General features: G+C 38.4%; 33 protein-coding genes and 1 riboswitch. Of the genes, 11 read left to right on the top strand and 22 right to left on the bottom strand.

The genetic code is table 11. The features are described from left to right. Window positions 1-13: 13 nt before the first annotated feature. Both SNE38_RS10525 and SNE38_RS10520 read right to left on the bottom strand, forming a co-directional pair. Window positions 14-271: a YqkE family protein gene (locus SNE38_RS10525; protein WP_191702538.1), complete on the bottom strand. Its 258-nt coding sequence runs from the start codon at window positions 269-271 to the stop codon at window positions 14-16. A gap of 122 nt (window positions 272-393) precedes the next feature. Next, window positions 394-1,572, bottom strand: a complete 1,179-nt coding sequence (locus SNE38_RS10520; protein ID WP_336046464.1) for an acetyl-CoA C-acetyltransferase — start codon at window positions 1,570-1,572, stop codon at window positions 394-396. Window positions 1,573-1,750: 178 nt separating this feature from the next. Between SNE38_RS10520 and SNE38_RS10515 the strand changes: the two genes are divergently transcribed. Continuing rightward, a complete protein-coding gene (locus SNE38_RS10515) occupies window positions 1,751-2,704 on the top strand; it encodes an alpha/beta hydrolase (RefSeq protein WP_191702536.1) in 954 nt (317 codons plus the stop codon). A 134-nt stretch (window positions 2,705-2,838) separates the two neighbouring features. Here SNE38_RS10515 and SNE38_RS10510 read toward each other — a convergent pair whose 3' ends face one another. Next, window positions 2,839-3,312 (bottom strand): S-ribosylhomocysteine lyase, encoded by a 474-nt coding sequence (locus SNE38_RS10510; RefSeq protein WP_336046463.1) that lies wholly within the window; start codon window positions 3,310-3,312, stop codon window positions 2,839-2,841. Between the two features lie 165 nt (window positions 3,313-3,477). Next, window positions 3,478-3,696, bottom strand: coding sequence for a YneF family protein (locus tag SNE38_RS10505; protein ID WP_191702534.1), 219 nt, complete (start codon window positions 3,694-3,696; stop codon window positions 3,478-3,480). 213 nt (window positions 3,697-3,909) lie between these two features. On the opposite strand from SNE38_RS10505, the gene SNE38_RS10500 reads away from it, so the two are divergent. The 6 genes from SNE38_RS10500 to SNE38_RS10475 all read left to right on the top strand — a co-directional run bounded on the left by SNE38_RS10500 (window position 3,910) and on the right by SNE38_RS10475 (window position 7,617). After that, on the top strand, window positions 3,910-4,260 hold the full coding sequence (locus SNE38_RS10500) for a lmo0954 family membrane protein (protein ID WP_191702533.1): 351 nt from the start codon (window positions 3,910-3,912) through the stop codon (window positions 4,258-4,260). Between the two features lie 13 nt (window positions 4,261-4,273). Further along, window positions 4,274-4,900 (top strand): PspA/IM30 family protein, encoded by a 627-nt coding sequence (locus SNE38_RS10495; RefSeq protein WP_191702532.1) that lies wholly within the window; start codon window positions 4,274-4,276, stop codon window positions 4,898-4,900. Between the two features lie 67 nt (window positions 4,901-4,967). Then, a complete protein-coding gene (gene liaF, locus SNE38_RS10490; RefSeq protein WP_336046462.1) occupies window positions 4,968-5,642 on the top strand; it encodes a cell wall-active antibiotics response protein LiaF in 675 nt (224 codons plus the stop codon). Next, window positions 5,639-6,664 carry a sensor histidine kinase gene (locus SNE38_RS10485; RefSeq protein ID WP_191702530.1) on the top strand — a complete coding sequence of 342 codons (1,026 nt, stop codon included), beginning with the start codon at window positions 5,639-5,641 and terminating at the stop codon, window positions 6,662-6,664. Before liaF ends, SNE38_RS10485 begins: the two co-directional genes overlap by 4 nt. Next, complete coding sequence (locus tag SNE38_RS10480) at window positions 6,657-7,286, top strand: response regulator transcription factor (RefSeq protein ID WP_336046461.1); 630 nt, start codon at window positions 6,657-6,659, stop codon at window positions 7,284-7,286. The genes SNE38_RS10485 and SNE38_RS10480 overlap by 8 nt, the downstream gene beginning before the upstream one ends. A gap of 16 nt (window positions 7,287-7,302) precedes the next feature. Next, complete coding sequence (locus SNE38_RS10475) at window positions 7,303-7,617, top strand: acyl-CoA dehydrogenase (protein WP_191702528.1); 315 nt, start codon at window positions 7,303-7,305, stop codon at window positions 7,615-7,617. A 362-nt stretch (window positions 7,618-7,979) separates the two neighbouring features. On the opposite strand, the gene SNE38_RS10470 is transcribed toward SNE38_RS10475, so the two are convergent. Continuing rightward, complete coding sequence (locus SNE38_RS10470) at window positions 7,980-8,672, bottom strand: tetratricopeptide repeat protein (RefSeq protein WP_336046459.1); 693 nt, start codon at window positions 8,670-8,672, stop codon at window positions 7,980-7,982. An 89-nt stretch (window positions 8,673-8,761) separates the two neighbouring features. Beyond that, window positions 8,762-9,091 carry a heme oxygenase gene (locus tag SNE38_RS10465; RefSeq protein ID WP_191702526.1) on the bottom strand — a complete coding sequence of 110 codons (330 nt, stop codon included), beginning with the start codon at window positions 9,089-9,091 and terminating at the stop codon, window positions 8,762-8,764. Window positions 9,092-9,218: 127 nt separating this feature from the next. Here SNE38_RS10465 and SNE38_RS10460 point away from each other — a divergent pair, with 127 nt between their 5' ends. Then, window positions 9,219-10,661, top strand: a complete 1,443-nt coding sequence (locus tag SNE38_RS10460) for a bifunctional metallophosphatase/5'-nucleotidase (RefSeq protein ID WP_336046458.1) — start codon at window positions 9,219-9,221, stop codon at window positions 10,659-10,661. A 54-nt stretch (window positions 10,662-10,715) separates the two neighbouring features. Here SNE38_RS10460 and SNE38_RS10455 read toward each other — a convergent pair whose 3' ends face one another. Then, complete coding sequence (locus SNE38_RS10455; protein ID WP_336046456.1) at window positions 10,716-11,504, bottom strand: hypothetical protein; 789 nt, start codon at window positions 11,502-11,504, stop codon at window positions 10,716-10,718. Continuing rightward, entirely contained in the window at window positions 11,476-11,934 is a 459-nt protein-coding gene (locus SNE38_RS10450) for a hypothetical protein (protein ID WP_336046455.1), read from the bottom strand. The genes SNE38_RS10455 and SNE38_RS10450 overlap by 29 nt, the downstream gene beginning before the upstream one ends. A 205-nt stretch (window positions 11,935-12,139) precedes the next feature. Between SNE38_RS10450 and SNE38_RS10445 the strand changes: the two genes are divergently transcribed. Continuing rightward, entirely contained in the window at window positions 12,140-12,670 is a 531-nt protein-coding gene (locus tag SNE38_RS10445) for a hypothetical protein (protein ID WP_191698255.1), read from the top strand. Window positions 12,671-12,689: 19 nt separating this feature from the next. Next, window positions 12,690-14,228, top strand: a complete 1,539-nt coding sequence (locus SNE38_RS10440; protein ID WP_318245164.1) for a flotillin family protein — start codon at window positions 12,690-12,692, stop codon at window positions 14,226-14,228. A 289-nt stretch (window positions 14,229-14,517) separates the two neighbouring features. Here the strand turns inward: SNE38_RS10440 and SNE38_RS10435 are convergent, their stop codons facing one another. The 12 genes from SNE38_RS10435 to SNE38_RS10380 all read right to left on the bottom strand — a co-directional run bounded on the left by SNE38_RS10435 (window position 14,518) and on the right by SNE38_RS10380 (window position 23,153). Next, window positions 14,518-15,588: a branched-chain amino acid aminotransferase gene (locus tag SNE38_RS10435; protein ID WP_336046454.1), complete on the bottom strand. Its 1,071-nt coding sequence runs from the start codon at window positions 15,586-15,588 to the stop codon at window positions 14,518-14,520. Between the two features lie 144 nt (window positions 15,589-15,732). Beyond that, window positions 15,733-16,404: a hypothetical protein gene (locus SNE38_RS10430; protein ID WP_191702521.1), complete on the bottom strand. Its 672-nt coding sequence runs from the start codon at window positions 16,402-16,404 to the stop codon at window positions 15,733-15,735. Continuing rightward, entirely contained in the window at window positions 16,401-16,895 is a 495-nt protein-coding gene (locus SNE38_RS10425) for an ECF transporter S component (protein ID WP_191702520.1), read from the bottom strand. Before SNE38_RS10425 ends, SNE38_RS10430 begins: the two co-directional genes overlap by 4 nt. Further along, window positions 16,882-17,310 carry a bifunctional adenosylcobinamide kinase/adenosylcobinamide-phosphate guanylyltransferase gene (locus SNE38_RS10420; RefSeq protein WP_191702519.1) on the bottom strand — a complete coding sequence of 143 codons (429 nt, stop codon included), beginning with the start codon at window positions 17,308-17,310 and terminating at the stop codon, window positions 16,882-16,884. The genes SNE38_RS10425 and SNE38_RS10420 overlap by 14 nt, the downstream gene beginning before the upstream one ends. Beyond that, window positions 17,262-17,858 (bottom strand): histidine phosphatase family protein, encoded by a 597-nt coding sequence (locus tag SNE38_RS10415; RefSeq protein ID WP_191702518.1) that lies wholly within the window; start codon window positions 17,856-17,858, stop codon window positions 17,262-17,264. The genes SNE38_RS10420 and SNE38_RS10415 overlap by 49 nt, the downstream gene beginning before the upstream one ends. Further along, window positions 17,831-18,613 (bottom strand): adenosylcobinamide-GDP ribazoletransferase, encoded by a 783-nt coding sequence (gene cobS / locus SNE38_RS10410; protein ID WP_318247658.1) that lies wholly within the window; start codon window positions 18,611-18,613, stop codon window positions 17,831-17,833. The genes SNE38_RS10415 and cobS overlap by 28 nt, the downstream gene beginning before the upstream one ends. A 3-nt stretch (window positions 18,614-18,616) precedes the next feature. Continuing rightward, window positions 18,617-19,159, bottom strand: coding sequence for a bifunctional adenosylcobinamide kinase/adenosylcobinamide-phosphate guanylyltransferase (locus SNE38_RS10405; RefSeq protein WP_191702516.1), 543 nt, complete (start codon window positions 19,157-19,159; stop codon window positions 18,617-18,619). A gap of 65 nt (window positions 19,160-19,224) precedes the next feature. Further along, on the bottom strand, window positions 19,225-20,178 hold the full coding sequence (locus tag SNE38_RS10400; protein WP_191702515.1) for an ABC transporter substrate-binding protein: 954 nt from the start codon (window positions 20,176-20,178) through the stop codon (window positions 19,225-19,227). Next, window positions 20,165-20,725 (bottom strand): hypothetical protein, encoded by a 561-nt coding sequence (locus SNE38_RS10395; RefSeq protein ID WP_191702514.1) that lies wholly within the window; start codon window positions 20,723-20,725, stop codon window positions 20,165-20,167. The genes SNE38_RS10400 and SNE38_RS10395 overlap by 14 nt, the downstream gene beginning before the upstream one ends. A gap of 157 nt (window positions 20,726-20,882) precedes the next feature. Next, window positions 20,883-21,064, bottom strand: a riboswitch (cobalamin riboswitch). Window positions 21,065-21,116: 52 nt separating this feature from the next. Next, window positions 21,117-21,527 carry a Fur family transcriptional regulator gene (locus SNE38_RS10390; RefSeq protein WP_191702513.1) on the bottom strand — a complete coding sequence of 137 codons (411 nt, stop codon included), beginning with the start codon at window positions 21,525-21,527 and terminating at the stop codon, window positions 21,117-21,119. Further along, the gene (locus tag SNE38_RS10385; RefSeq protein ID WP_191702512.1) at window positions 21,524-22,390 is read right to left on the bottom strand and encodes a metal ABC transporter permease; all 867 of its coding nucleotides are present in this window, start codon (window positions 22,388-22,390) and stop codon (window positions 21,524-21,526) included. Before SNE38_RS10385 ends, SNE38_RS10390 begins: the two co-directional genes overlap by 4 nt. Window positions 22,391-22,406: 16 nt before the next feature. Beyond that, window positions 22,407-23,153: a metal ABC transporter ATP-binding protein gene (locus SNE38_RS10380; protein WP_191702511.1), complete on the bottom strand. Its 747-nt coding sequence runs from the start codon at window positions 23,151-23,153 to the stop codon at window positions 22,407-22,409. A 98-nt stretch (window positions 23,154-23,251) separates the two neighbouring features. Here SNE38_RS10380 and SNE38_RS10375 point away from each other — a divergent pair, with 98 nt between their 5' ends. Next, complete coding sequence (locus tag SNE38_RS10375) at window positions 23,252-23,497, top strand: isopropylmalate synthase (protein WP_336046453.1); 246 nt, start codon at window positions 23,252-23,254, stop codon at window positions 23,495-23,497. A 110-nt stretch (window positions 23,498-23,607) separates the two neighbouring features. Here SNE38_RS10375 and SNE38_RS10370 read toward each other — a convergent pair whose 3' ends face one another. Continuing rightward, a complete protein-coding gene (locus tag SNE38_RS10370) occupies window positions 23,608-24,219 on the bottom strand; it encodes a pyroglutamyl-peptidase I (RefSeq protein ID WP_191702509.1) in 612 nt (203 codons plus the stop codon). Between the two features lie 12 nt (window positions 24,220-24,231). Then, entirely contained in the window at window positions 24,232-25,650 is a 1,419-nt protein-coding gene (gene dacB / locus SNE38_RS10365; protein WP_191702508.1) for a D-alanyl-D-alanine carboxypeptidase/D-alanyl-D-alanine endopeptidase, read from the bottom strand. Window positions 25,651-25,743 lie beyond the last annotated feature (93 nt).

The following is a 25,743-nucleotide window of genomic DNA, read 5'->3' as shown; positions in this document are numbered from 1 at the left end:
ACTAGCTTTTTGCTTAAAATTTGGAACCTTGATCCCCGTATTGATTTAATAGTTCTTCAAAGCTCATGTTTTTCTCACGTTGTTTCCGTTCGAAAGCGGCTTTAGCTATACGCTCTTCTTCTTTTGCTTTTTCATCGGCAACCATATCCTGCTTTGCTGCCTTTAATTTGGCCAACACGTCTCCACCAAGCTGATCGGCTAAAGTTGCCGGTTTTTCTTTTGGGACATTAAATTCTTCATTTGTACTTCTTTGTTGTTTCTTTTTTGCCATAATTTTCACCTTCTATATATAATCCATTACGATTTGGGTAATTGCATCCTGATTCGGCTTTATACTGAACATTGCATGTAGTCTGCATTCATCCCTTTCAGTGCGTTTCTGAACCCCACCGTTTAGCGCTGTACGATAGTGGCTACCCCTTGCCCGCCACCGATACATAATGTAGCAAGACCAAATTCTGCATCTTGCTTTTGCATTTCGTGGAGCAATGTTACTAAAATACGTGCGCCGCTCGCACCAATCGGATGTCCAAGTGCAATTGCCCCACCGTTTACGTTTAGTTTATCATGATTGAACGCTAATTCGCGATCAACTGCAATTGCCTGGGCAGCAAATGCTTCATTCGCTTCAATCAGGTCCATTTTATCTAATGTTACATTTGCCTTTGCTAATGCTTTTTTCACAGCTGATACAGGCCCTACCCCCATAATGGCGGGGTCTACCCCTGCACTCGCATTTGCAACAATCGTAGCCATTGGTTTAAGCCCTAATTCGAAAGCGCGCTGTTTCGACATTACAACAACTGCTGCTGCCCCGTCGTTAATACCTGAAGCGTTGCCGGCTGTTACAGAGCCTTCCTTTTTGAAGGCCGGGCGCAATCCATTCAATTTTTCCGTAGTCGTGCCATGCTTTACATATTCATCCTGTGCAAAAACGATTGGTTCCCCTTTCCGTTGAGGGATTTCGACAGGAACAATTTCTTCTACAAATCTATTTTTCTCGATAGCCTCTGATGCACGAGCTTGTGAGCGAGCCGAAAATTCATCTTGTTCTTCCCTAGTAATACCATACTGATCGCATAGATTTTCCGCCGTTACACCCATATGGTAATCATTAAAAGCACACCATAACCCATCTTTTATGAGTGTATCGATAATTTTTTGATCGCCCATACGGAAACCTTCCCGCGCATTTTGCATAATATAAGGTGCTTGACTCATATTTTCAAAGCCCCCTGCAACAATAACTTCTGCATCTCCAGCAATAATTGCCTGGGCTGCTAAATGAACCGCCTTTAACCCAGAACCGCATACTTTATTAATAGTCATGGCAGGAACTGTATAAGGAACACCCGCTGCAATGCTTGCCTGTCTTGCTGGATTTTGACCTAAACCTGCTGCAAGTACATTCCCCATAATTACTTCATCAATAGTCGTTGGATCCAACTGTATACGATTTAATGCTTCTTTTATTACGATACTCCCCAATACTGGAGCCGAAATATCTTTCAATGTCCCTTGAAAAGCCCCTATCGGTGTACGGACTGCACTTACAATTACTACTTCTGTCATGAAAAAATCCCCCTTTTTGATGTGAATCCCTTTGTAGGCAATATATATAGTTGCTTAACAAAATTTTATCAAATATTCCTTACTTTTCACACAAAATATTCTACCGCCAATTTCCTACATAATATTTGATTTATCCTAAAAATTCATTGAATATTAAATTAAATAAGGAGTGATTTCCATGAAAAAACGCACATTAGTATTATCAGGTAGTATCGTAACAACTTTGCTGGCCGCCGCTACTACAGTGACAGGTGTCTTCATGACGAATCGCATTATGTATATTAAGAAAAAAGATGATGCGTTTATTAGGGAGCGTGAAATAACAGCAAAACGCTTTGACGAAGCATGGTATGACGGCTGTTCAAAAGAAATATTAACGATTAATTCCCCAAATGGCTATACAATTAGCGGCATCTTTCTGAAACCGTTGGAAACGAATAATACAGTAATTATTTGCCATGGGGTAACTGAAAATAAAATCAACTCAATGCGGTATGCACGTATGTTTGAACGTCTTGGCTTTAACGCAGTCGTTTATGATCACCGCCGCCATGGAGAGTCACAGGGTAAAACAACGAGTTATGGCCATTATGAAAAATTCGATTTACAGGCTGTAGTCGATAAAGTCCGGGAACTTACAGGAGAAGATGCTTTGTTAGGTATTCATGGCGAATCAATGGGTGCTGCCACGACATTACTTTATGCCGGCACTCTGGCTGATAATGCGGACTTTTATATTTCGGACTGCGCTTTTTCAAACTTTCCCCAGCTATTAAAACGAATTTTCGAAAGTGTCGTGCCGATTGATGCAAAATATACACTTCCTTTTGCAGACTTTTTCATGCGAATTCGCGATGGCTATTCTGTCAAAGAAATCATGCCCATTGATGCGGTAAAGCAAATTGAACGACCTGTTCTGTTTATTCATAGTGAACCGGATGATTTCATTCCTTCGTCAATGACTAAAGAACTATTTGAACAAAAACCCGAGCCAAAAATGATGAAAATTTTTGACAAAGGAGAACATGCGAAATCATTCAATGAAAACCCAGGAGATTATGAACAAACAGTCGCAAAGTTTTTACATGATTATGTACCCGCATATCGTAATGAAACGGAAACACTGCTGTAAAATACAGAATCCGCCAAATAGTTTGGGTCATATTTTTATAAAACCCACTTTAAAATCAAAAGCAGTTTAAATTTTACTAATCGTAAAAATTTAAACTGCTTTATTTCTATTCCGCATATTATAAGGTCTTTCGTTTACTGCTCATTAAAAACGATATGCCATTCATCACGTTTATCCAAAAATTGTTTCGCCAGCTCTTGTGCACCTTCCAGGCTATGGCTTGATGCCCAGCCGCATTGCACTTCGTTACAAGCAGGTACGGATGTAGCTGCTAAAACATCATCCAATGTTTTTCCCAAAATCGCTAACACACCTTCATAATCATCATAATTCATAAATGCTACATAAAAACCTGTTTGACAACCCATAGGTGAAATATCGACTACTGCATCACTATGGTTGCGGATCCGGTCTGCCATTAAATGCTCCAATGAATGCAATGCAGGCATTTCCATATGTTCTTTATTCGGCTGTTTAAAGCGAATATCGTATTTTGTCACGACATCTCCTTTAGCCCCCTCTTTTGTTCCTGCCAAACGTACATATGGTGCAACCACTTTCGTATGATCTAAATCGAAGCTCTCTACATTCGTTTTTTCTGTTGTCATCTTTTTGTCCCTCCAATACTTACAATCCTTATAAGGATAGACTAGAATCATATCCAAATCAATAGAATATTCAGATTTTTAACTCTAATTTAATGAAGCACCAAATTTTCACAAAACAAAAACTACCTCCATCACTCTTAAGAATGCAAAAGGTAGCTTAATTTATTATTTATCTTGGAACTTGTTCATTTGAGACATCATTTGACGTACTTGTTTTTCCGACGGTTTACGTCCCATTTGCGCCATCATAACGCGAATCATTTGTTCATTAATTGGCGGGTTCTCTTTCAAATACTTAAACATATATTGACGAGCCGCGTAGAAACCTATTGCTACACCAGCGATTAATGCAACTACAATACCTAAAATCCATGCCCATGTCATAACTAAACTACCTCCTCCATTACATATGTACCGAGAAAAACTCTCCAACAAGCATTATACAATAAAAGTTATTACGTTTCTATATATTTAATTTGAGTTATATGTCTGAGTTCCAATCAGCCTCCAGACCTAGATGAAAATACAGTTGCAGGTCGTTATTTAGTTTTAGTAATTAAAGTAACATTAAGTTATCAAATACAAGGAGGAACACACATGAAAAAGTTTTTCTTATATTCTGCTGGTTTCGTCGCAGCAATTATTGCACTATGCCTATTGGCACCAGTAGTCGCACTATTAATATCAGGTGCACTTTTAGCAGCCGGTCTACATTATTACACGGAAAGCACATCTACATTTGGGAAAGTAATGAGTTTAGTTGTTGCATTTGTAGGATTAGTTAGTGCAATTTCAAACATTCCTGGTTTTATTGGTCTAGTGGCAATTGGAATTATTTTTTATATTTACAAATCACGTAAAAATGAGAAAGTCGAAATTTTTACAAGCAATAAAGAAGAGGATCCATTTATGAACTTTGAACGCGAATGGGCAAATTTAAACAAATAAGGGGCGAAACATAATGAAAAATTTATTCACAAAATTTAAATACTCGATTCAAGCGGACTTACATGATTTATTTGATAAAAAAGTAGAAAAAAATCCAATTAAGATGTTAAATCATTACATTCGTGAAGCAGAAAAACAAACGGAGCAAACTGGCAAACTGCTTGCACGTCAGGCACATCTAAAAAAAGAATTGGAGTTACAGCTATCTCAAACAGTAGAGATGCTGGAAAAACGAGAAAAGCAACTACACTTAGCACAGGCTAGCGAGGAAGTAGAACTCATTACTTTTGCACAGGAAGAAGTTGCTGCCTATACTGCACGTAAGCACACATTGCTGACAAGCATTGATGCAGCAAACGAGGAATACTTTGCTTTGGAACGCAAGTTTGAAACAATGAAGCATAAAATTAAAGATATGAAAGTACGCCAACTTCAGTTAATGGGGAAAGAAAATGTTGTACGTGCCAACCATCAGATGGACAAAGTGTTAACTTCCAATAACAATGAAAACTTCGATGAACTTTCGATATATATCGATGAGCTCTCTCAAAATATCGAGCGCAAATATGAAGTGACATCATTTGAATCCCGTTTAGCTCAGTTGGAAAAAGAACAAAAGCTCATTGAACAACCAAAATAATGCTATAATGTTTTAAAGGAGAAGGCGTCGTGCTTTCTCCATTTTGCTCGTTTTAGGAGGAGGCAATATGCCGAAAATTACGTCAGATCAGCTTACGATAATCGTTATTAGTATGGCACTTGTCGTTTTGATCGAATTGACACTATTCAATAATAGCAGTGTATTTTTACTCGTTGTCGGTGCAATTCTATTATTCTACAGCTTTAAAAAGAAAAAACAATACTCACTCTGGGCCGGTCTCATCTTAATATTCTTTGCAGTAATTCATCTATGGACATTACGCCTATTAATCATCGGTTCATTAATTTTTTTACTCTACCAATACTTAACGAAAAAAGAAAAAATTATAGAAATCAAAAATCAAGTAATTGATACGGCCGGAAAAAATAAATTGATTGGCACTACGGGCATCCCGACAGAAAGCTACCAATGGCGTGACATTCACATTCAACGCTTCATTGGAGATATTACAGTTGATACAACAGAAACGATTTTACCACAAGGGAAATCAATTATTGTCATTAATCAATCACTAGGAAAAGTGCGGATTACTGTCCCGTATGAAGTATCGCTTCAGCTCCACTATTCTACGATATATGGTGAGGCAAATTGCTTACACTACTCGCCTAAGTTATGTATAAATGAGCAGTTCTATATTGAAGATGGCGACCCGGATGCAAAACGTGTACTCGTACTGTACGTTACTTCCTGGATAGGCGATGTGGAGGTGCAACGCGGATGATTGCATTTATTGCTCGATTCTTCGTACTCATTTTAATTTTTGCCTCTTTTACAATGAATATACTAATTTTTGTACTTGGACAGCCAGAAGAAGAAACGTGGCGCTTTTTATGGGAAAATGTTGATTATGACATTCCATTGCTTGGAATTATCGCCATTAGCGCTACCGGTATTAGCTTCTTCATTGCATTATGGATGGCTGTCACCGTGAAAATAAAGGAAAATCAGACGACACGGATCGTCAAAAAAATTGCAGAACCTGATTTTGCACAAAAATTAAAGAAAACTAACGGTTCTTTAAATAAAGCATTGCGTGATGCCAACGAATTAATTGATACCCAGCGTGCTTCTCTGCAACGGCTTTCACATGAGAAGGTCGAAACAAATGATGCAATCGTTCAGGAGCGGCTTCTTGCAGAACGTCAACGTCTAGCACGTGAGCTCCATGATTCCGTATCGCAACAGCTTTTTGCAGCTTCCTTGCTATTATCTGCCCTGACAGAACAGCAGCAAGACGAGCACGCCCAAAAACAGCTGGCTCAAGTAGAAAAGGTTGTCCAGCAAGCCCAGCTTGAAATGCGGGCACTGCTCCTGCATTTACGCCCAATTGCTTTGCACAATAAAAGTCTGGCAGAAGGATTGGAAGATTTAATTGTCGAATTACAGGAAAAAGTCTACTTTAATATTGATTATCAAATAGAGGAAATCAATTTATCTAAAGCGGAGGAAGACCATTTATTCCGTATTGCACAAGAAGCATTATCCAATACTTTAAGGCATGCAAAAGCGACAGAGGTTGAACTGTTATTAATTGCACGTGATCAGTTAGCCATTTTACGGATTCAGGATAACGGTCTTGGTTTTAGTAATGATGGCGACAAAACATCTTCGTACGGATTAAGAAATATTGCCGAGCGAGCTGTCGAAATTGGGTGTACGTATAAAATCGTCTCCGTTCCAAATGAAGGGACCATTGTAGAAGTAAAAGTTCCGATCAAAAAGGAGGAACAATTAAATGATTAAAGTTGTCATTGTAGATGATCACGAAATGGTACGTATCGGTGTCGCTGCCTATTTGTCAGCACAGCCTGATATCGAAGTCATCGGAGAAGCAACAAACGGTGAGGAAGCGGTTGAAAAGGTGCTATCATTAAAACCTGATATTGTCTTGATGGATAATGTTATGCCAATAAAAACAGGGGCGGAAGCGACAGCCGAGATTTTAGCGCAGTGGCGGCAAGCGAAAGTAATGATTGTCACAAGCTTTATTGATGACGACAAATTATATCCGGCACTTGAAGCAGGGGCTGTCAGTTATATACTGAAAACGAGTAACGCAAAACAAATTGCTGAAGCAATCCGTAAAACGATGGCTGGTGAAACAGTACTTGAGCCTGAAGCTACGACAAAAGTAATGGCCCGTATGCGCGGTACTGTACCTGCTTTGCACGATCATTTAACAGACCGGGAAATGGAAGTGTTATTGTGTATGACTAGGGGTCTTGCCAATCAGGAAATTGCCGAAGAGCTATTTATTGCACTAAAAACGGTAAAAACACATGTAAGCAATATTTTAAGCAAGCTCGAAGTACAGGATCGTACACAAGCAGTCGTTTATGCATTTCAAAACGGCTTAGTTAAGTAAGGAGGTTTGTTATACGGTGACATTCACATATGAAAAATTTGCACAGGATGGGACCCTTACATTATTGGATCCCCTCTTCACACTATTGCTGATTTTTTCAGCACTGTTCATTATTGTGCTGCTGCGCTTTGCAATAAATCCTAAAATCATGTTATTTATTGGTGCATTAATTATTTTGCTAAGTGCACAATTGCAGTCAATTGAAGGCATTTTGGCAGATGAACTTAATTTAGTCGGTTCATCGAAGAATTTTTACTTTTTTATTGCAATCGTCGTGATACAAGTTGGATTAATAGTGTTTGCATTTGTGAGGGACAAAAAGAAGAAATAACTTATAGTGGAAAAGGCTGTCTTGAAGGGATTTTTAAGTCCTTTTTAGATAGCTTTTTTTCTCGTTTTACGATATTAGAAGTTTTCACAGTTTATTAGAACATTCGGTGGGGATTTTAGAACTTCTGGGGAAGATATTTGAATATCTGATACCTTTATTTGAAAATCTCGGAGATATATTAGAAGATCAAAACTATATTAGAACTTTTTTTAGTTTATTAGAAAATCACGGACCGATATTAGAACTTTTTTAACAAGAAAAACTCACGAACCTACTTATTGAAACCGTTCGTGAGCCCCATTTTATTTCAGATCATTTAATTGTATCTAATGTTTTTTACAGCGAGCAACTGTACGCCTCTCCTAATTGAAAAGATATTCTTTTAAGTTTTCTAATGTTGAATCAATGCCATTGCGAAGTGAAGCTTGGTCTTCACGGCAAGTCTCGATTGCCTTTTCAATAGTAACGAGTGCCTGCTCTAAAAATGGCTCAGCATTTAAGTCTTTATAAAGTCTTGTTAATACAAGTGCCTTGTTCCAATACCAGCGTGCGTTATCCGGATCCAGATCAATGGCCCGTTCTATGTAAACCATTATCTCAAAAGGAGACCAATTAAACCGGTTCATCGTCTGACCTGCTATTCCGTAATAAAGTGCTTTATTCGGATTATGCTTTACTGCCTCGATAAAACAATGAACACTTTCATCATATTGATGTGCCATTAAAAACAAATGACCTTGTACATAAAACGACTGTGCTTTCCGTTTATCATCGGCTGTTCGTGCATCATGCTCAAGCTGCTTCACTTTAGCTGAAAATTCCTGTTCGTCTTTAATGCTTCGCAATTGTTCTAGTTCATCATTTTCTTCATAGCTTTCATTGGCACGTTCAATACTTTGCGTATGTTTCTCAGTCGGCTTAGGGAAATTTTCATACTCGTATTTTTTAAATAAATTTAAAAATTGTATAGCTAATGCGTCATTGGCGTCCTGTAACTGACGTGTAGACTCTTCATAGCATTTCAAAAATTGCCCGTCATAAAAATATTTTTCCATTAATAACACGAAAAGCACCTTCCTAATCTTGATGAATCATCGTATGAAAAAGAAGCGCCCTAATCATCATTAGGACGCTTTTTTTAAACTTATTTTGAAATAGTGCCTGCTACTTCAGCAATAATAATTTCTGAACCTAGCATTGGAGAGTCGCCTTGCTCACCATGTCCTTGTCCTTCTGATGGACGTTTATGTGACTCTTTAAATGCATCACTTTCACGCCATACTGCGAAGCTTTCTTTTGAATCCCAGTACATTACGACACTCATTTCATCATACTCTTCAAATTGAGTCGAAACTAATACTTCAACCTTTTGGAATCCTTCAAACTGTTGTAATGGACCTGGTTGCACAAATTTTGGCGCCATCATTTCGGCAAAGCCTTTTTTTACTTTAATGCGGTTTGTTACTGTAATCATTATTCCAACTCCTAAAATTTAAAAGTAAGTGTATTCACTTTTTATTAAAGCACTTTCATCACTGTTGCGCAATAATTCACACACGCTATAATGAAGGAAAATGAATAGTTGAAGGAAGTTTTTACATATGCAGTTTTCTATTATTGCCACTAGTGACATACATGGCCATACAGAGCGGTTTTCGCAGCTTGCTCAAATGATTTCAAAAAGACAGCCTGCATTGTTAATTGATAACGGTGATTTTCTTCAGGGCAGCCATTTAAGCTACTATTACGACCATATTATACATAAACAGCATCCTCAAATAGAGCTGGCTAATGAGCTCGGCTATGATGTTGGCATTTTCGGAAATCATGAATTTAATTATCCACTCGAAAAAGTGCGAAAAATACAGAAAGCCTGTAACTTCCCATGGATAGCTGCCAATATTACAGGCTTTGCAAAACCGTATTTTATAAAGGAAATTCACGGAATACGGATAGCGGTAGTAGGCGTTGTGACGCATTTCACGAAGCTTTGGGATGAAGTAAACACGATAAAGAATTTACATTTTGAACAGGCATTTGAAAGTGCGAAAAATACTGTGAAGTACGTACGAGAAGTAGAAAAAGCCCAATTCGTAATTTTAAGCTATCATGGCGGCTTTGAACGGGATTTGCATAACGGGATTCAAATTGATCTTGAACATGGGGAAAATGAAGGCTACCGCATGCTTTATGAAATAGAGGGTATTGACGTATTCATTACTGGTCATCAGCATTTAGAAATCGCGACAAAGATTAACGGAATTTCTGTCGTGCAGCCTGGAGCGAATGCGCATTGCTTTGCCCAAATCGATGTAACGATAGAAAATGACCAAATAATTCATGAACCATCTCTTGTACACGTGGATTCAAACATTCCAATACAGCCCTTTCCCGAATTTAACCACTGGAAAAGTGAAGAAATCGGTAATACAGAAAACGATTTAACATACTCGGATTTCTTTACTCCGCGAATAATATCAACATCGTACACGCAATTGATACATAACATGCAGCTTCATTATTCAGGAGCTCAGATTTCTGTCATTGAACTCCCCTACCATTCATCAGGCGGCTTTCACAAATTTATAACGCGGGAACAAGTTATACACAATATGCCGCGCGCCAATCGTTTGCTAGTTGTTGAACTGACTGGAGCTGACATTCGCGAAGCAATTGAACAAAGCGCAGCCGTCTTTGCACTGAATAACAAAGGCGAAGTCGATTTTAGTCTTTCTGTTTTTTATCCAGAGCCGCAGCCTTATATTTATGATTTATGGGGTGGCATTGACTATGAAATTGATTTAAGTAAACCAGTCGGACAACGTGTAGTTAAACTAAACTATAATGGTTGCCCTATACAAGACACTTCATTGTTTGAAGTAGCGGTCAACAGCTACCGCGCGACAGGTGCCCATCATTTCCACATGTTTAAACAGCAGCCTATTCGTAAATCAAAAAAATTCATACCTGACTTAATGATGGAATATATTGAACAGAACAGCCCATTAACAGTAGAGCTAAAAAACTTTTTTACAATGAAATAAATACTCAAAAATAGCGTATGTCGCTCCGAACAAAACGACATACGCTTTTAATTGCTACCTTACTATTTCCCCATTGGCATCATAAAACTTCAATCCAAAACTCGTATTTCTTTGAGGTAGGTAAATTGCTTCAATCCCAGCTTTCCCTTGCTCTACCTGAAACTCTATTTCCTTACTAGCATGATCAATCAGCACTCCTTTAACAATTGGATGTCCTTCTGTAAACGCCATAACATAGATTGCTTGCCCATCGTTACGAACATGAAAAATATTGCTTATTACTGGTACATTTTCACCCGGTACAGAAAAATTAAAATCCGTAAACTGATAGTAGTTATCCCCTTTTTGAAATCTCACTAGCAAATGGTTTTGCTGCTCTTTAATTAAGGCAAAACGGCTATTATCAAATGTTGCTGCCGAAATGAATTGAGCTTGATCAGTAGGTAACCCCGCCTCTTTTATTGCTTTTATACTTGATAATGATAATGTCGTTTCATCGTTAGTATAAAAATGAGGAAGCGGTTTAAAAAGGAATACTAATGTCGCAATTACGATACCTATATTCAAGAGAGTAATCCACAAATGCTGACGCTTTAAAATATTTTTTATAATGAAAAAAATACTAAGGATATACATACATACGATGACAGTTTGTAACGTACGATTGACTAAGAAAAATTTCTGGTTAGCTGGCATCTGTTCTGCTTTCGTAGGTTGATAATTGGCTAAAATAAGCGCATCTAATACCGGAACTAATTCAGGTAATTGTTGGAACCTCCTTACTTGTGAAAAGGCATCCGCTACTTCTGTAATACTATGAGGCTCCAGCATAAATTGGCGCATATAAAATAATAATGTCGCATACAGCATCCTCTGTTACGTCAGGAATCTCATATGTTGAATTAGTAATATGCTCAAAAGCTAGTTGCAATTTCCAATCACTCGTCCGCAAATATTCTACTCGTTCCGCTGCTGTTATTTCTTCGTCCTCTATAATTGTTTGAAATTGAAGTTTCCTTTCCATCATTTCGTTGACTGCATCCTGTCCTTCTACTTTGCTTGAAATACTAGCTGACATTTTTAATTCAGGATTCTGCTCATTAATCGTCAGAAAAATGAATAAAAAAATCGTAAATGTTACTACCGTTGAAATAACGACAGGTAACATCGTTTTACGTTGCTCACGAACTTTTTGCTGCGTTTCCATCTTTTTTAATTTTGATAAACCGTGTCCCTTATATGATTCCTTCATGGCCTCTTTAATTGGATCCATATAGTTCACCTTCCCTTGTTAACTCTATGCCGAGCATTTGACGTGCACGACGCAATCTTGTCTTGACCGTATTGACAGCGAGATTTAAGGAAGAGATATTATTTTTAACTTTCAATTTGTTATTCCTTTAAAATTTTGTTTTTTCTGAAACTTTTTCCAGTTCCATCCGTATTTACTAATACAAAGGACTTAAGGAGGTGACAACTTGTTTGGGTATTCCATTGAAACCATTTATTTAACCATCTTAATCGTTATCGGATGCTGTACGATTCTTTATTTATTTTTTGCAGATTTTGCTGATGTATCTATCGATGGACTTCCTTTTTTAGATCCGGCTGTTATCCTTTCGTTTATTACATTCACTTCTGCTGCCGGTTATATTTTTGAGCGTTTTTCAGGTTTTACAAGCCTCATCATCTTAATAATCGCATTCATTATAGCGTGTTTACTCACAGCACTTCTTTATTATTTCTTACTCGTTCCTTTACGCACAGCTGAAGTATCTCTTGCTTATACAGATGAATCGCTTGAAGGCCAGGCTGGAAAAGTCATTGTACCTGTTCCTTTAGATGGCTTCGGGGAAATCGTAATAGAATCCGCAAACGGTATCATTTCCAAACGTGCGGCGAGCTTTCATCATGTAGAAATTCCATATGATACAAAAGTTTTAATAATTGAGATGCGTAATGGTACGGCAATGGTTGCGGTTTATGAGAAAGAGGAGTTTCAATTTTAAATTTTAGGAGGAAAAGTATATGTCAAGTATTGCAGAAATGTCAGGTATTTTAATTGCAGTGGGGGTTGTCGTATTTCTGATTGTCGCTCTTGTAGCGGTTTATGTAATGAAATACCGTACAGCAGGTCCAGATGAAGCATTAATCGTAACAGGTAGTTATTTAGGGAGTAAAAATGTACATACAGACGAATCAGGTAATCGCATTAAGATTATCCGTGGTGGTGGTACATTTGTGTTCCCTGTATTCCAGCAGGCAAAACCGCTTAGTTTACTTTCTAGTAAATTAGAAGTAACAACACCTGAAGTATACACAGAACAAGGTGTACCGGTTATGGCAGATGGTACAGCCATCATTAAAATTGGTGGTTCCATTGCGGAAATTGCTACAGCTGCCGAACAGTTTTTAGGGAAAGCAAAGCAAGATCGCGAAAGTGAAGCACGTGAAGTACTAGAAGGTCACCTGCGTTCTATTTTAGGATCGATGACTGTTGAAGAAATTTATAAAAACCGTGATAAGTTCTCGCAGGAAGTACAGCGTGTCGCATCGCAGGATTTAGCGAAAATGGGCTTAGTCATTGTTTCATTTACAATTAAAGATGTCCGCGATAAAAACGGCTATTTAGATTCACTCGGTAAGCCTCGAATCGCTCAAGTAAAGCGTGATGCCGATATCGCAACAGCTGAGGCGGATAAAGAAACACGTATTAAACGTGCTCAGGCTGCTCAGGAAGCGCAACAAGCAGAATTAGAACGCGCTACTCAGATTGCAGAAGCTGAAAAAAATAACCAGTTAAAAGTAGCTGAATTCCGTCGTGAGCAGGATATTGCAAAAGCTCGTGCCGACCAGGCCTATGAATTAGAATCTGCACGTGCAAAACAGGACGTAACAGAACAGGAAATGCAAGTTAAGATCATTGAACGTCAAAAGCAAATCGAATTAGAAGAAAAAGAAATTCTACGTCGAGAAAAGCAATATGATTCTGAAGTGAAGAAAAAGGCAGATGCAGACCGTTATGCCATCGAACAAAACGCAGAAGCTCAAAAACGAAAAGAGCTTGCGCAGGCAGATGCGGAGAAATATCGTATCGAAACACATGCACAAGCAGAAGCGGAACGTATTCGTTTAGATGGTCTTGCTAAAGCTGATGCAGAGCGTGCACAAGGTACGGCTGAAGCTGAAATTATTCGTTTACGCGGTCTTGCAGAAGCAGAAGCGAAAGAAAAAATTGCAGAAGCATTTGAACAATACGGTCAGGCTGCTGTCCTTGATATGATTGTGAAAATGTTACCTGAATATGCAAAACAAGTTGCAAGTCCACTTGCCAATATCGATAAAATTACTGTTGTTGATACTGGAGGCGGTGCAAATGGTGGCGCTGGTAAAGTTACAGGCTATGCAACAGATTTAATGGCCGGTCTGCAGGAAACTTTAAAAGCATCATCTGGTATTGATGTAAAAACATTAATCGAATCATATGTCGGTAAAAATGCATTTGAAAAAGCAGCTCCCGTTTCTCACGAAAGATTTAACCATGTAGAGGAATTAGTGGAAAAATAAAGTGAAAATAGTGATCGGGACCTAAGTAGAGAATTTATTAAATGAGCAGAAACTGTATAATAAAAATAATCTTTATTAAAATTGGTTGAAGTGAAGGGTCGACTCCAGCGGGACCAGCGAAATTATTTTGCTACGAGTAATCGCAGGAGCACGACGCCTGAGACGTTCGTGTAAGGCCGTGCCCGCGGAAAGCGTACCCGTAACGGAAACCAATTTTTAGCGCACTCAAAAAACTACAATTTTTCTCCGCGGAGAAAAATTGTAGTTTTGTTTTGTCCCGGCATCTAAATTAGATTTTAACCGTCCAGCCAAATGGATCTTCCATTTTTCCGTACTGAATGCCTGTTAATGTATCATACAGCATTTGTGTCACTTCACCAATTTGGCCGTTGTTGACTGTAATCACATCATCCAGCCACTTTAATTCACCAACTGGAGAAATAACTGCAGCTGTACCCGTACCGAACGCTTCTTCCAGCGTACCGTTTTGGGCTGCAGCGACAATTTCTGCAAACTCGATTGCACGTTCTTCAAGCCGAATGTTTTTTGATTTTAATACTTGAATCATCGAGTCACGTGTAATACCGGGTAAAATACTGCCATTTAATGCAGGTGTAATGACTGTTCCTGCAATTTTGAAGAAGATGTTCATGCTTCCTACTTCTTCTACATACTTATTTTCCTTACCGTCTAACCATAATGTTTGAGAGTATCCTTGTTTTGCGGCAAGTTCCGAACCTTTTAAGCTTGAAGCGTAGTTACCCGCTGTTTTTGCTTCGCCGGTACCCCCAACTACAGCACGTACATAATGCTGCTCTACTAAAATTTTAACCGGGTTAATGCCTTCTTTATAATAAGAGCCAACTGGTGACATAATAATCATGAATTTATAGCTTTTCGCAGGGTTTACACCTAAATAGCTTTCCGTTGCAATAATGAATGGACGAATATAAAGAGATGTACCTGGTTCTGTTGGTACCCATTCGCGGTCCACTCGGATTAATTCCTTTAATGCTTCCAGTGCAAAATCCTCATCGATTGGTGGGATGCAAAGGCGTGCATTTGAAGTATTCAACCGTTGGAAGTTACGTTCAGGACGGAATAATTGTACGTCACCTTGCTCTGTCATGTATGCTTTTAAACCTTCAAAAACCGCTTGTCCGTAATGAAATACCATTGCAGCAGGGCTTAATGTAATCGGTTCATAAGGTTCAATAGATGCATTATGCCACCCTTTACCTTCTTCATAATCCATTACAAACATGTGGTCCGTAAAAATTTGACCAAAACCAAGCTTTTCTGCAGGTGTCTTTTCTTTTTTGTTTGTTGATAACTCAGTTGTAATTTGGTACGTTGTCATAATTCATGCTCCTTAACTTATTGAAATTGATACACTCTATCATACCACTTTATTTTTAGAATATTTAGTATTTTTTAATTTTAAACAAAAAATATTTTTTCCTAGCAGTTCAAATAGTTTTCGAGCATATTTCGGCATTTAAAATTAATTCATTTTTACAATTCCAGTTAAAGGTGCTGTCATATTATTTTTGAAAGTCTCCTCGTGTTCCTTTTTTACTGCGACTAGAACAGCACATGATGGTCCGGCCGATATTTCTAAATTGATATGTGCACTGTATCCTTCACCGATAAAGCGCTTAATTTCGGCACCAATTCCTTTTGAACCTGTAGGCCAGATTGCTTCAATGACCCCACTTTGTAACCCTTCGAACAGCTCTTTTAAGTTTGCAATTTTGTGAAGGTTTTTCATTACATCATTGCCTACTAGCGGTTCACCGACAACATAATACAGGCAGTTCGACCGATCACCGTTAAATTGCTTTTTCCCTATTATTGTTAAGGAGACAGCCGACTGCAGAGCGGAGAAATTCGTTTCACTCGAGCCGGTCAATGGTGGCATATTTAACGCCATTTCATTAAACGTCTTTTTAAACCCTTCTGCATACTCATTCCATACGTTGTCACCCGAAAAGTTGGCCATTAATAACTGTACAGGGATTGCCCCCGCACATAACTGCTCCAAAATGGCGGTACGTGCTGTAAAATATGCTGTAATTTCATTTGGCACTTTCACAAGATCATGCTCTTTTGTTCCAATACATCCTGAATTATCGATTGTTACGATTAACCCGTTTACTTCTATCGCGTTTCTCATGCGTTCACTCCAACACGCTGTACAACGTTTTTAATGAGCGGCATTACGCCAATGGCAATGAGACAGTTCACTAATGTTGCAATAGAAAGTGAAGCAATGGATCCGATATAAAATGCCGGCGAAATAAGGAAGTAAAATGGTAGTGGTGCAATAACTCCATTTCCAATTACGACAAATATCCATTTTGAAATATGCAGTCCTTTTCGATGCATTACAGCGAAAATTGCGACAATAATGAACATCTCTACTGCAATAATGATATGAAAAACACCCAATGGAAAGCCGGATGTGAGTCCTGTTGCAATATGACCGAGTGATCCTGCTGCGCCTGCGAAAATAGGCGGTAAAAAAATGGCACTAATAAATGCGGGAGCCGAATCCAGTGCTGCTGTTGTAACAATGCCTACCGGTATTTTAATAAAACTTCCAATCGCACACATTGCAGCGATTAAAGCGGTTAAAATGATATAACGTAATTTAGTTTTGTCCATAATGTGCTCCTTTTAAAATTTGTGGAATACCGTACCATACACGAACAACCGTATGCCCTTCGTTGCAAAGCTTTTGGTATAGTCGACCACAAGTATCTCTTAATTGACGTGCTTCCTTTTCAAGCGGCACTATCCCCCTGCTCGTATCTGTACAAATACAAAATACTTCAGCGAGTGCGGAAGTTTCAGCAATACGTTCAAAAATCTGCTGTGCAACCAGCTCCTCTGGCTGATGAAGATGCGGTAATACAATCTGTTCGAAATTGCTAATAATAATTCGTTTATCTTCAGTTTCTTCCTCTATCCGAGGTAATATCCCTTCGTATTTGACAAGCTTTTTTGTCGGTAATTGTGCAATTAAATCCTCTACATATGCTCGTTTACCGTTATGTGCGCCTCCGAGTATAATGAACATCTTGCACCTCCTATAAAGTCTTCAATGGAATCCCAGCTAAGCGTATAAATTGTTCGGTGGTTGGCAATCGTTTGCTGAAATGTCTGCTCTGTAAAACCATATTTCGCAAGCAGTATCCGAATGACACCACCATGAACAATCAATGTATATTCTTTCTCTTGTTGAACAATTTCATGAACACCCGTTAAAACGCGCTGTTGAAACTGTAAAAAGTGCTCCCCGTTAGGAGTTGGCATATTTACCGGATCATCTATCCAGGCCCGGTAAGTATCGTTATGCTGTAGTTGTTCATATGTACACATTTCAAAATCCCCGAAATGCAGTTCCCTTAAGTTTTTGTTTTGATAATATGAAGCATGCGGAAAATAGCATTGCGCTGTTTCACGGCAACGCAACAAATCACTTCCAAATACTTCATTTGTGTGGATTGGCATCTGTGCCTGAACCATCTTTAATATCGGCTCATCTGTCCAGCCAATATATTTTCTTTCTATATTCGCTTTTGTCTTTTCATGACGAATTAAATGCAAAGTAATACCGTCAGCCATAGTACAACCTCCAACCCTTCTCCTAAAGCACCGAGTAAATCACCGCTCATCCCGCCAAAATGCTTTTGCGTCCATTTCCGGTAAAAGAAAATAGATAGCAGCATAACAATAACTAAAATAAATAAGCTGTACATCGAAAAATAAATCCATACCCCTAAAAATAATATAGAAAAAAAGCTTATGATTAGCATCAGTTTCTTTGGAATGATAATGGATTTAAAATAAGCTGCGAGCCCTGTCTGCTTGGCCGTTTGCATCGTTAAAAAGTAAATGAGCATCCCTAAACGTGCAATAAAAGGGATAAAAATAATAAAGGGAATAATCTCCTCATGACCATTTAAAAGCATTTCATAAATAACACCGACTTTTAACAGCAATAAGCAAAAAACACTGATGACACCGAAAGCACCTGTACGCGGATCATCCAAAATTTCCAATCGTTTTTCTTTTTCACCATAGGAAAAAAAGGCGTCGCTCATATCAATCCAGCCATCTAAATGCAGACCGCCTGTCAGAATAATGAACATAATTACGATTAAAATCGCCAAAAGCAGACTCGAAATGTCACTATAACTTGAGATGACAAAAACACCACCACTAATCATTACGCCTATGAATAAACCAACGATCGGTAAGAAAGCGTACATCCATGTAACCGACTTGGCATTCATATCGAGCTGCCTCTTAATTGGTACTGCCGAGAAGAACTGCCATGCTAATAAAAATCCTGTAAAGCTGTTTTTCAACTTGCCCACTCCTTATTTCCATTGCTGTACAAGCTGATATTGTACTTCATATGCTTCATCGCTATGTTGGACAATCCACTGATGAAGTTCTCCCAAAAGTTTACGATATAAATTTACCTCATTATAACGAGAAGGCAATTCGTCTAACACTTCATTTGATACAACTACTATTGTAGCACCTTGCTGATGCCAAGCTAGCAATTGCTTTTGCAGCGATTCAATACAATTATTGATATATTCGCTATTTTTGCATTCTGCTTCATAGTTAAAAAGTACATTCGAAAGCCAGGTTGTCACACATTCAAAAAGCACGACTGCATCTTTTGAAAGTTGTTGTATCGTTAAAGGAATCTGTACTTGCATTTCCACCGTGTTCCAGGTAGCGTTTTGGTTTTGACGGTCCCACTGATGGCGGACAATCCGTTTTTTCATTTCATCATCAAATGATACTCCCGTAGCGACATAGTAAAGCAACTTATTTTCACCTAACCGCCTCGCATATTTTTCTGCAAAAGCACTTTTCCCGCTGCGTACACCACCTGTTATAAAAATCAATCGTATGCCTCCTTTCCAGTTCAAAAAGAACATGCCCAACTAAGGCATGTTCTTCTATTCTATAACTATTTAAACAATTCCGGATATACTGATTGTGCCATAATTTCTACTGCTTCACCAATACGTGGTCCAGGACGTGACATAATATCGCCATCCACTAAATAAACTGCCTTGTCTGTGACTGCTTGTATTTTATCCCACCCTGTACGTCCTAAAATTTCTTCGACCGCATTTTCCATATAAGTTGCAGGTGAAATAATAATTTCAGGATTGCGAGTAATAACATCCTCTTCTGTCACACTAATCCAGCTCGTCTGATCAGCATAAATATTTTCGATATTTGCATAATCCATTATTTCTTGCTGGAAAGTACTGTTGCCGGTTGTCCAAAGATCCGGAGCTGGGGACACTTCGTAATACACTTTTTTCTTCGTATCGATTGTTTCTGTTTTTTCTTGTACTGTCTTAATTTGTGCTTTAATATCGGCTACAACTTCTTCACCTTTTTCTTCGATACCCATTACTTCTGACAACTGAATAATATCTGAATAAACATCATCGAATGTCGTGGCAGAAGCAATAACAAATACTTTCAGACCCGCATCTTCCAGTTGAGCAATTTGTGCTTCCTCCCCAATTGTATATGCCACAACTACATCCGGATCCAATTCCAAAATTCGTTCTGCATTAATGACGGTAGACGTTGAAACACGTTCAATTTTTTGTGCTGCTTCCGGATATGTATCAAAGTCCGTTGCACCGATAATTTGTTCACCTACTCCTAGTTCAAACAAAATCTCTGTATTGCTTGGCTGTAGTGAAATAATCGTTTCCGGGACTTCATCAAATGTCACCTCAACACCACGGTCATCGACAACTGTATAAGGAGCGCCATCATTTTTGGTTGTAGCTTGCTCCTCATTTTTAACGTCCTTTTCTGTTTTTTCCTCATCTGATCCACATGCTGCTAGTAATAATGTTGCCGCTAATGCAACGACCCATTTGTTATTCAATTTCATTTGTTGTAACTCCTTTTTTCTTTTTCGTTGGATAAGATTTTGAGATAAATGGAATTTCTTCCTGCTGATGCTGTTGATTCATATAGACCGCCATGACAAAAAATACATTGGCAAGCAGCCCGAGAAAATCAAACAGAATTTCATCCACTTCTCTTTCTTCGCTTACTTTATGTAATGCCCTGTAAGACTTTTTCGCCTCGCTGCGACAAATATGCAGTCTTGCGGCACTTTCAATTCCCTGTGGCAGGACAAACTGCTGAATCGTTTCCCCGACTTCACTTACATAAAAATCGTATCGATCGCTTAACCATAGTAAATCTTCAGATGTAATAGCTAATTTACCGCGGACCGAACCATTGGCATGATAGGCTAGCGGCTGAATCTTTTTTAAATCTTCAAGCACAATCTGACCTAATGCATCATCGACTAATGTTGGAAATACTGCGCCGATTCGCGTTGTTAAAGAATCCGTCCGAATCTCATAGTCAACACAGCTTGATTTTTCCCGCATAAACGGATAGCAGGAATAACGAATATCTTTTTTCATATAGTTCTCCTCACTTCAAGTAGTGCCTCCTCGCAATTATTGAGTGAACGAAAAAAAGCCACCCAAGAAAATGGATGGCTTCAAAAATCAATAAAAGGGTGCAAAACGCTCATTCGATCAGTGATTGCCGTACATTCTCTTTAATTCCGAAGAGGGATGTTACGATAAGAAAAAGATTGGTCTCCTGGCTCTGCGTTTCACTTTACTCACAAGTACCTTCCCGCTATATTAGCAGTGGTATTACACTTATTTTCATCAACGCTTACAGTTACGGATATAGCTTCGGATTTACACCGAATTCCCATTTATGCATCATGCATCTTTTTCCTGCAAATTTATTCAATTTGTCTTTATCACTTTAGCATATAAAAAATTTTATGCAAACTACATTTTATAAACATTCAGGACATTTGCCGTAAATCTCAAATTTATGTGCTTCTACAGCATACCCCGGCAACTTTTCACCAAGCATTTCCATTGGGCAGACGGATAGCTCTTTTACTTTACCACAATCACGGCAAATAAAATGATGGTGATGGTGGTCTGACTCGCAGTGCATGCGGAAATTACGCTCACCGTTTAATTCCGTTTCTTCCAAAATATCAAGCTCGACAAAAGTCGCTAAGTTGCGATAGATCGTATCGAAGCTCATCCCAGGGAAATCCTTTTTCAATACTGACAGCAAATCACGGGCAGTCAAATATTTATCAGTAGCTGCAAACATATCCAAAATCAATTCTCGTTTATCGGTCTTTTTATAGCCGTTTTCCTTTAATATTTCCCACGCGCGAGTTGCATTCATAGTACTTCTTCCCCTTTCGATTTAATCGATACTTTTAGCACAATTTTTTTGATAAATATAACTAGCAATAAAATAATGATCGATGTGACAACAATTGTTCCACCAGGTGCTAAGTTTAAGTAAAATGCAGAAATCAATCCAATAATTACTGCCAGCTCTCCAAATACAATTGCTAAAATAATGGCTTCTTTAAATCCACGCGCCAACCGCATCGCAGCGGCTACCGGTAATGTCATCAAGCTTGATACAAGTAAAATCCCTACGATTCGCATACTTGCGGCAATGACTAATGCAACCACTACCATAAACAGCAGATGAATCCACTTTGCAGGTAAGCCACTCGCTTTAGCGTATTCTTCATCAAACGATAAAACAAAGAGTTCTTTAAAAAACAGAACTAAAAATAATACGACAACGACCGCAATCGCCATCACAACATACAAATCCTGCCGCGATACAGCGGAAACTGAGCCGAATAAATAGCTCATCAGATCGGTATTAAAGCCACTTGCCAACGAAATAAATATCGCGCTAATTCCGATACCACCTGACATAATAATCGGAATCGCAAGTTCTTCATAATGTTTATACAGTCGACGTAAACGCTCAATTAAAATCGAGCCACTTACAGATGCCACAATACCTAGATAAATAGGGTTTAGCAATGCCAGTCCTGCGAATGACTGACTTAAGTAAAGACTTCCAGCGATACCGGCAAGTGTTACATGCGATAAAGCATCTGCTATTAACGACAATCGACGAACAACGATAAACACCCCTAGAAGCGGTGCAATCACGCCAATAATCAATCCCGAGAAAAAGGCATTTTGTAAAAATTCATAGTTTAATATTGCTTCTATCATAACGGCGGTCTACTCCTTAATGAATCTTTCGAACAGAGTGACCGTTCCAGCTAGCGATCTGTTCTTCCGAAATCGTATCAAAATCATTTTTATATCCGTGGAAATGGATCGATTGATTTAGGCATGCTACATGACTGACACGATCCGAAACCGTATCAACATCATGCGTAACTAAAATCATCGTCATATTGTGATGCTTATTCAAGTGTGCAAGCATATCATAGAATGCCTGCACATTTTCGCGGTCAATTCCTACTGTAGGTTCGTCTAAAATAAGGAGCTTAGGGTCTGACACTAAAGCACGTGCGATAAATACGCGTTGCTGTTGGCCACCAGAAAGCTGCCCAATATTACGCTTCAAATATTTTTCCATACCGACATCCTTTAAAGCACCCTTCACTAAAATGTCAGCATCTTTTGGATATCGTTTAAATAACCCAACCTTTTGTACCAAACCGCTTTTTACAACTTCTTCAACTGTTGCAGGGAAACCGGAATTAAAGGCATTGGACTTTTGCGACACATAGCCAATCCATTCACGGTGCTTAAAATGATTGGCTTGTTCGCCAAATAATTTAATTTCTCCAGACATTGGCTTCAATAGACCTAAAATTAATTTTAAAAGTGTCGATTTTCCAGAGCCATTTTGCCCCATTAACGCCAAAAAGTCGCCCTCATGAACGCGTAAAGAAATATTTTTCAAAGCTTGTGTGTATTCATATTGAAATGAAACATCCTTCAATTCAATTAGTATTTTTTTCATATCGTTCGCTTCTTTCTAATTCAAAATCATTACGATTTACATCATGTTAGTATAATAGACTTTTTGGTTCATGTAAAGGAAATAAACTTGAAAGGATGATGACTATTCAAATGTTACAATGGTTTGAAAATCTTAAAGGAATGAATGATAAACAGTTACAGAAGTTTGCCAAACAACAGGAGCTTGAATTTTCTATTGAAGAAATTAAAAAGCTGCGCAAAATTTTAAGTAATGCTTCCATTACTTGGGGCATTTACGGGATACCACAAAATGTACGCGAGGAAATAGAGCAGCTGATCGGCTCCAAAAGATATAAAAAACTAAGAAAAGTAATCGGATTTTAGTCTTATCTGAAAGGCTATTGTGGCCAGTAAAAAAGCTTGGAATTTATAGTTAGTTCCTTTTTAAGAACTTTATAAATTTCCAAGCTTAGTTATTTAATAATATATTCCAATTAAACGTTTTCTATACATACTTCTAATGCAAGCTCTATTGCAGCTTCCAAATCACGTCCAGACCAGCCGGGTATTCTACCATGTTGGATAGCCAATTCAAATGACGCCGGTATATGGATAAACCCGGCAGCACGAATCGACTCATGATTTACTGCGTAATACAGTCCTTCATACATAATATTATTGCAGAGGTACGTTCCTGCTGAATTAGAGATCGCCGTTGGATACCCTGCCGAATTCAAACGATTGATAATTTTTCGTATTGGCAATGTTGAAAAATAGGCAACATCGCCATCTGTTCGAATTGATGCATCTTCAAATTCATGACCTGCATTATCTTTTTCTCCATCCTTTACATTGATGGCAACACGTTCCGGTGAAATTTTCGAAATACCTGCTGCAAGTCCCAGTGAAACAATGATTGTAGGCTGTACTTCTTCAATAAGGTTCAAAAATTGTTCAGGTGCTTTTTGAAAATCAACAGATAGTACATGCCCAACTACTTCATATTGACCAATAGTTTTCCCGTTCAGTGCCTGTACAATATCCATCGTTGGATTAATCGGATTTGTCAGGAATGGCTCGAATCCTGTTACTAATACTTTTTTCATCTCATTACACCTCTACAAATTTTTAACAAGCGCTGTCATTGTACGATCTATATATGCATTTCCGTTCGCCGTGTTATGCAATAAAATCGAGAATATATACTCTTTGCCACTTTGTCCTTTAATATAGCCTGATAATGTATAAACATTTGGGATATATCCAGTCTTCGCATAAATCCGGTTTTGTAAATTAGCGCTCGTTAAACGCTTACGCAATGTCCCTCCGACAAAACGTTCATCATTACCTGCGATTGGCAATGATCGATAAAACGTATTGAAATAAGGTTCTTTTTGAACTTTAAATAATAATTGGGACAAACTATTTGTCGTCACAAGATTTGAATTGGACAACCCTGAACCATCTACGATACGCCAATTATCCACAGGAATATCCAATGACTCTGCATAGCTCTTTAATAGCGTTACGCCCTTTTTCGTGCTTCCTTCCCCTAGCTGCTCCTTGCCCATCGCTTTTACGAGGATATCTGCAATACTATTATTACTCAGCTTCATAAATGCAGGGAAAATGGACGCTAAAGTACGTGATTCATTTGTGTAGAGCAACTTAGCCTTTTGTGGTACTTTACCCAATTGAATTTTTGAATCCTTTGAGAACTTGATGCCTGCACTTTGCCATGTTAGCTTAATTGCCTGCATCGTGTTTTGCGAAGGATCCTGCAGTGTTACCCACTCTTTTTTGCTACTCCCCTGTGGAATGTTTCCGGAAATAATAATGCGATTCGTATTGTAGGATCGTTTAATCGTAAGTGTATTTTTACTGCCTTTATTAACAGTTCTCGCCTGATTAGTAATTACCATGCCACTTAAATTCGGCTCCACTGAATAGCTTGGTTTAGCCCCAACTTTTCCTGGCTTTGCTGTAATAATAATTGTACTTGCATCAAAGTCAGCATTTTGAGACATCGTAATAGCTGATGTACGTGCACCGAAGTAATACGTCTCATCTGTTTTGTCGACTCCTGGCGGTAATGTACTGCCAGAAAAGGCTGTGTCATCACCTATTAAATGGCCGTTAATAGTCCGTATGCCATTGCGCTTCAATATTTTAGCAAACTCCTGAAAATCCTCTTTATTCAAAGTCGGATCTCCACTGCCTTTTATGTAAACGTTGCCGTTCAACGTTTTGTTGACAACCTTTCCATCAATAAATAAGTCTGTAGTAAAACGGTAATCTTCTCCTAAAATGGATAGTGCGGCACCACCGGAGATTAATTTCATATTAGAAGCTGGACGCATAAGCTTATTCCCATTTTGAGAATAAACGATTTTCCCACTATCAATATCGCGGATTGTCACCGCTGCATTGCTTTTCCCTAAGTTCGACGTAACGGCACCGCTGACCGAGGCGAAACCTTGAATAGGTAATGAAAAGAATAATGCAAATAAAATGATAAGTTGTATAACTTTTTTCATAACAGTACCCCCGTTTAATTTTTGAAATTTACAGTTAATTAATTATAGCAAATAATGTAATAAAAAAATGTAAAAAAACATACTTTGCATCAA

Source organism: Solibacillus ferritrahens (assembly GCF_037027585.1).
GTDB lineage: Bacteria > Bacillota > Bacilli > Bacillales_A > Planococcaceae > Solibacillus > Solibacillus ferritrahens.
This window is presented reverse-complemented; position numbering and strand designations above follow the sequence as displayed.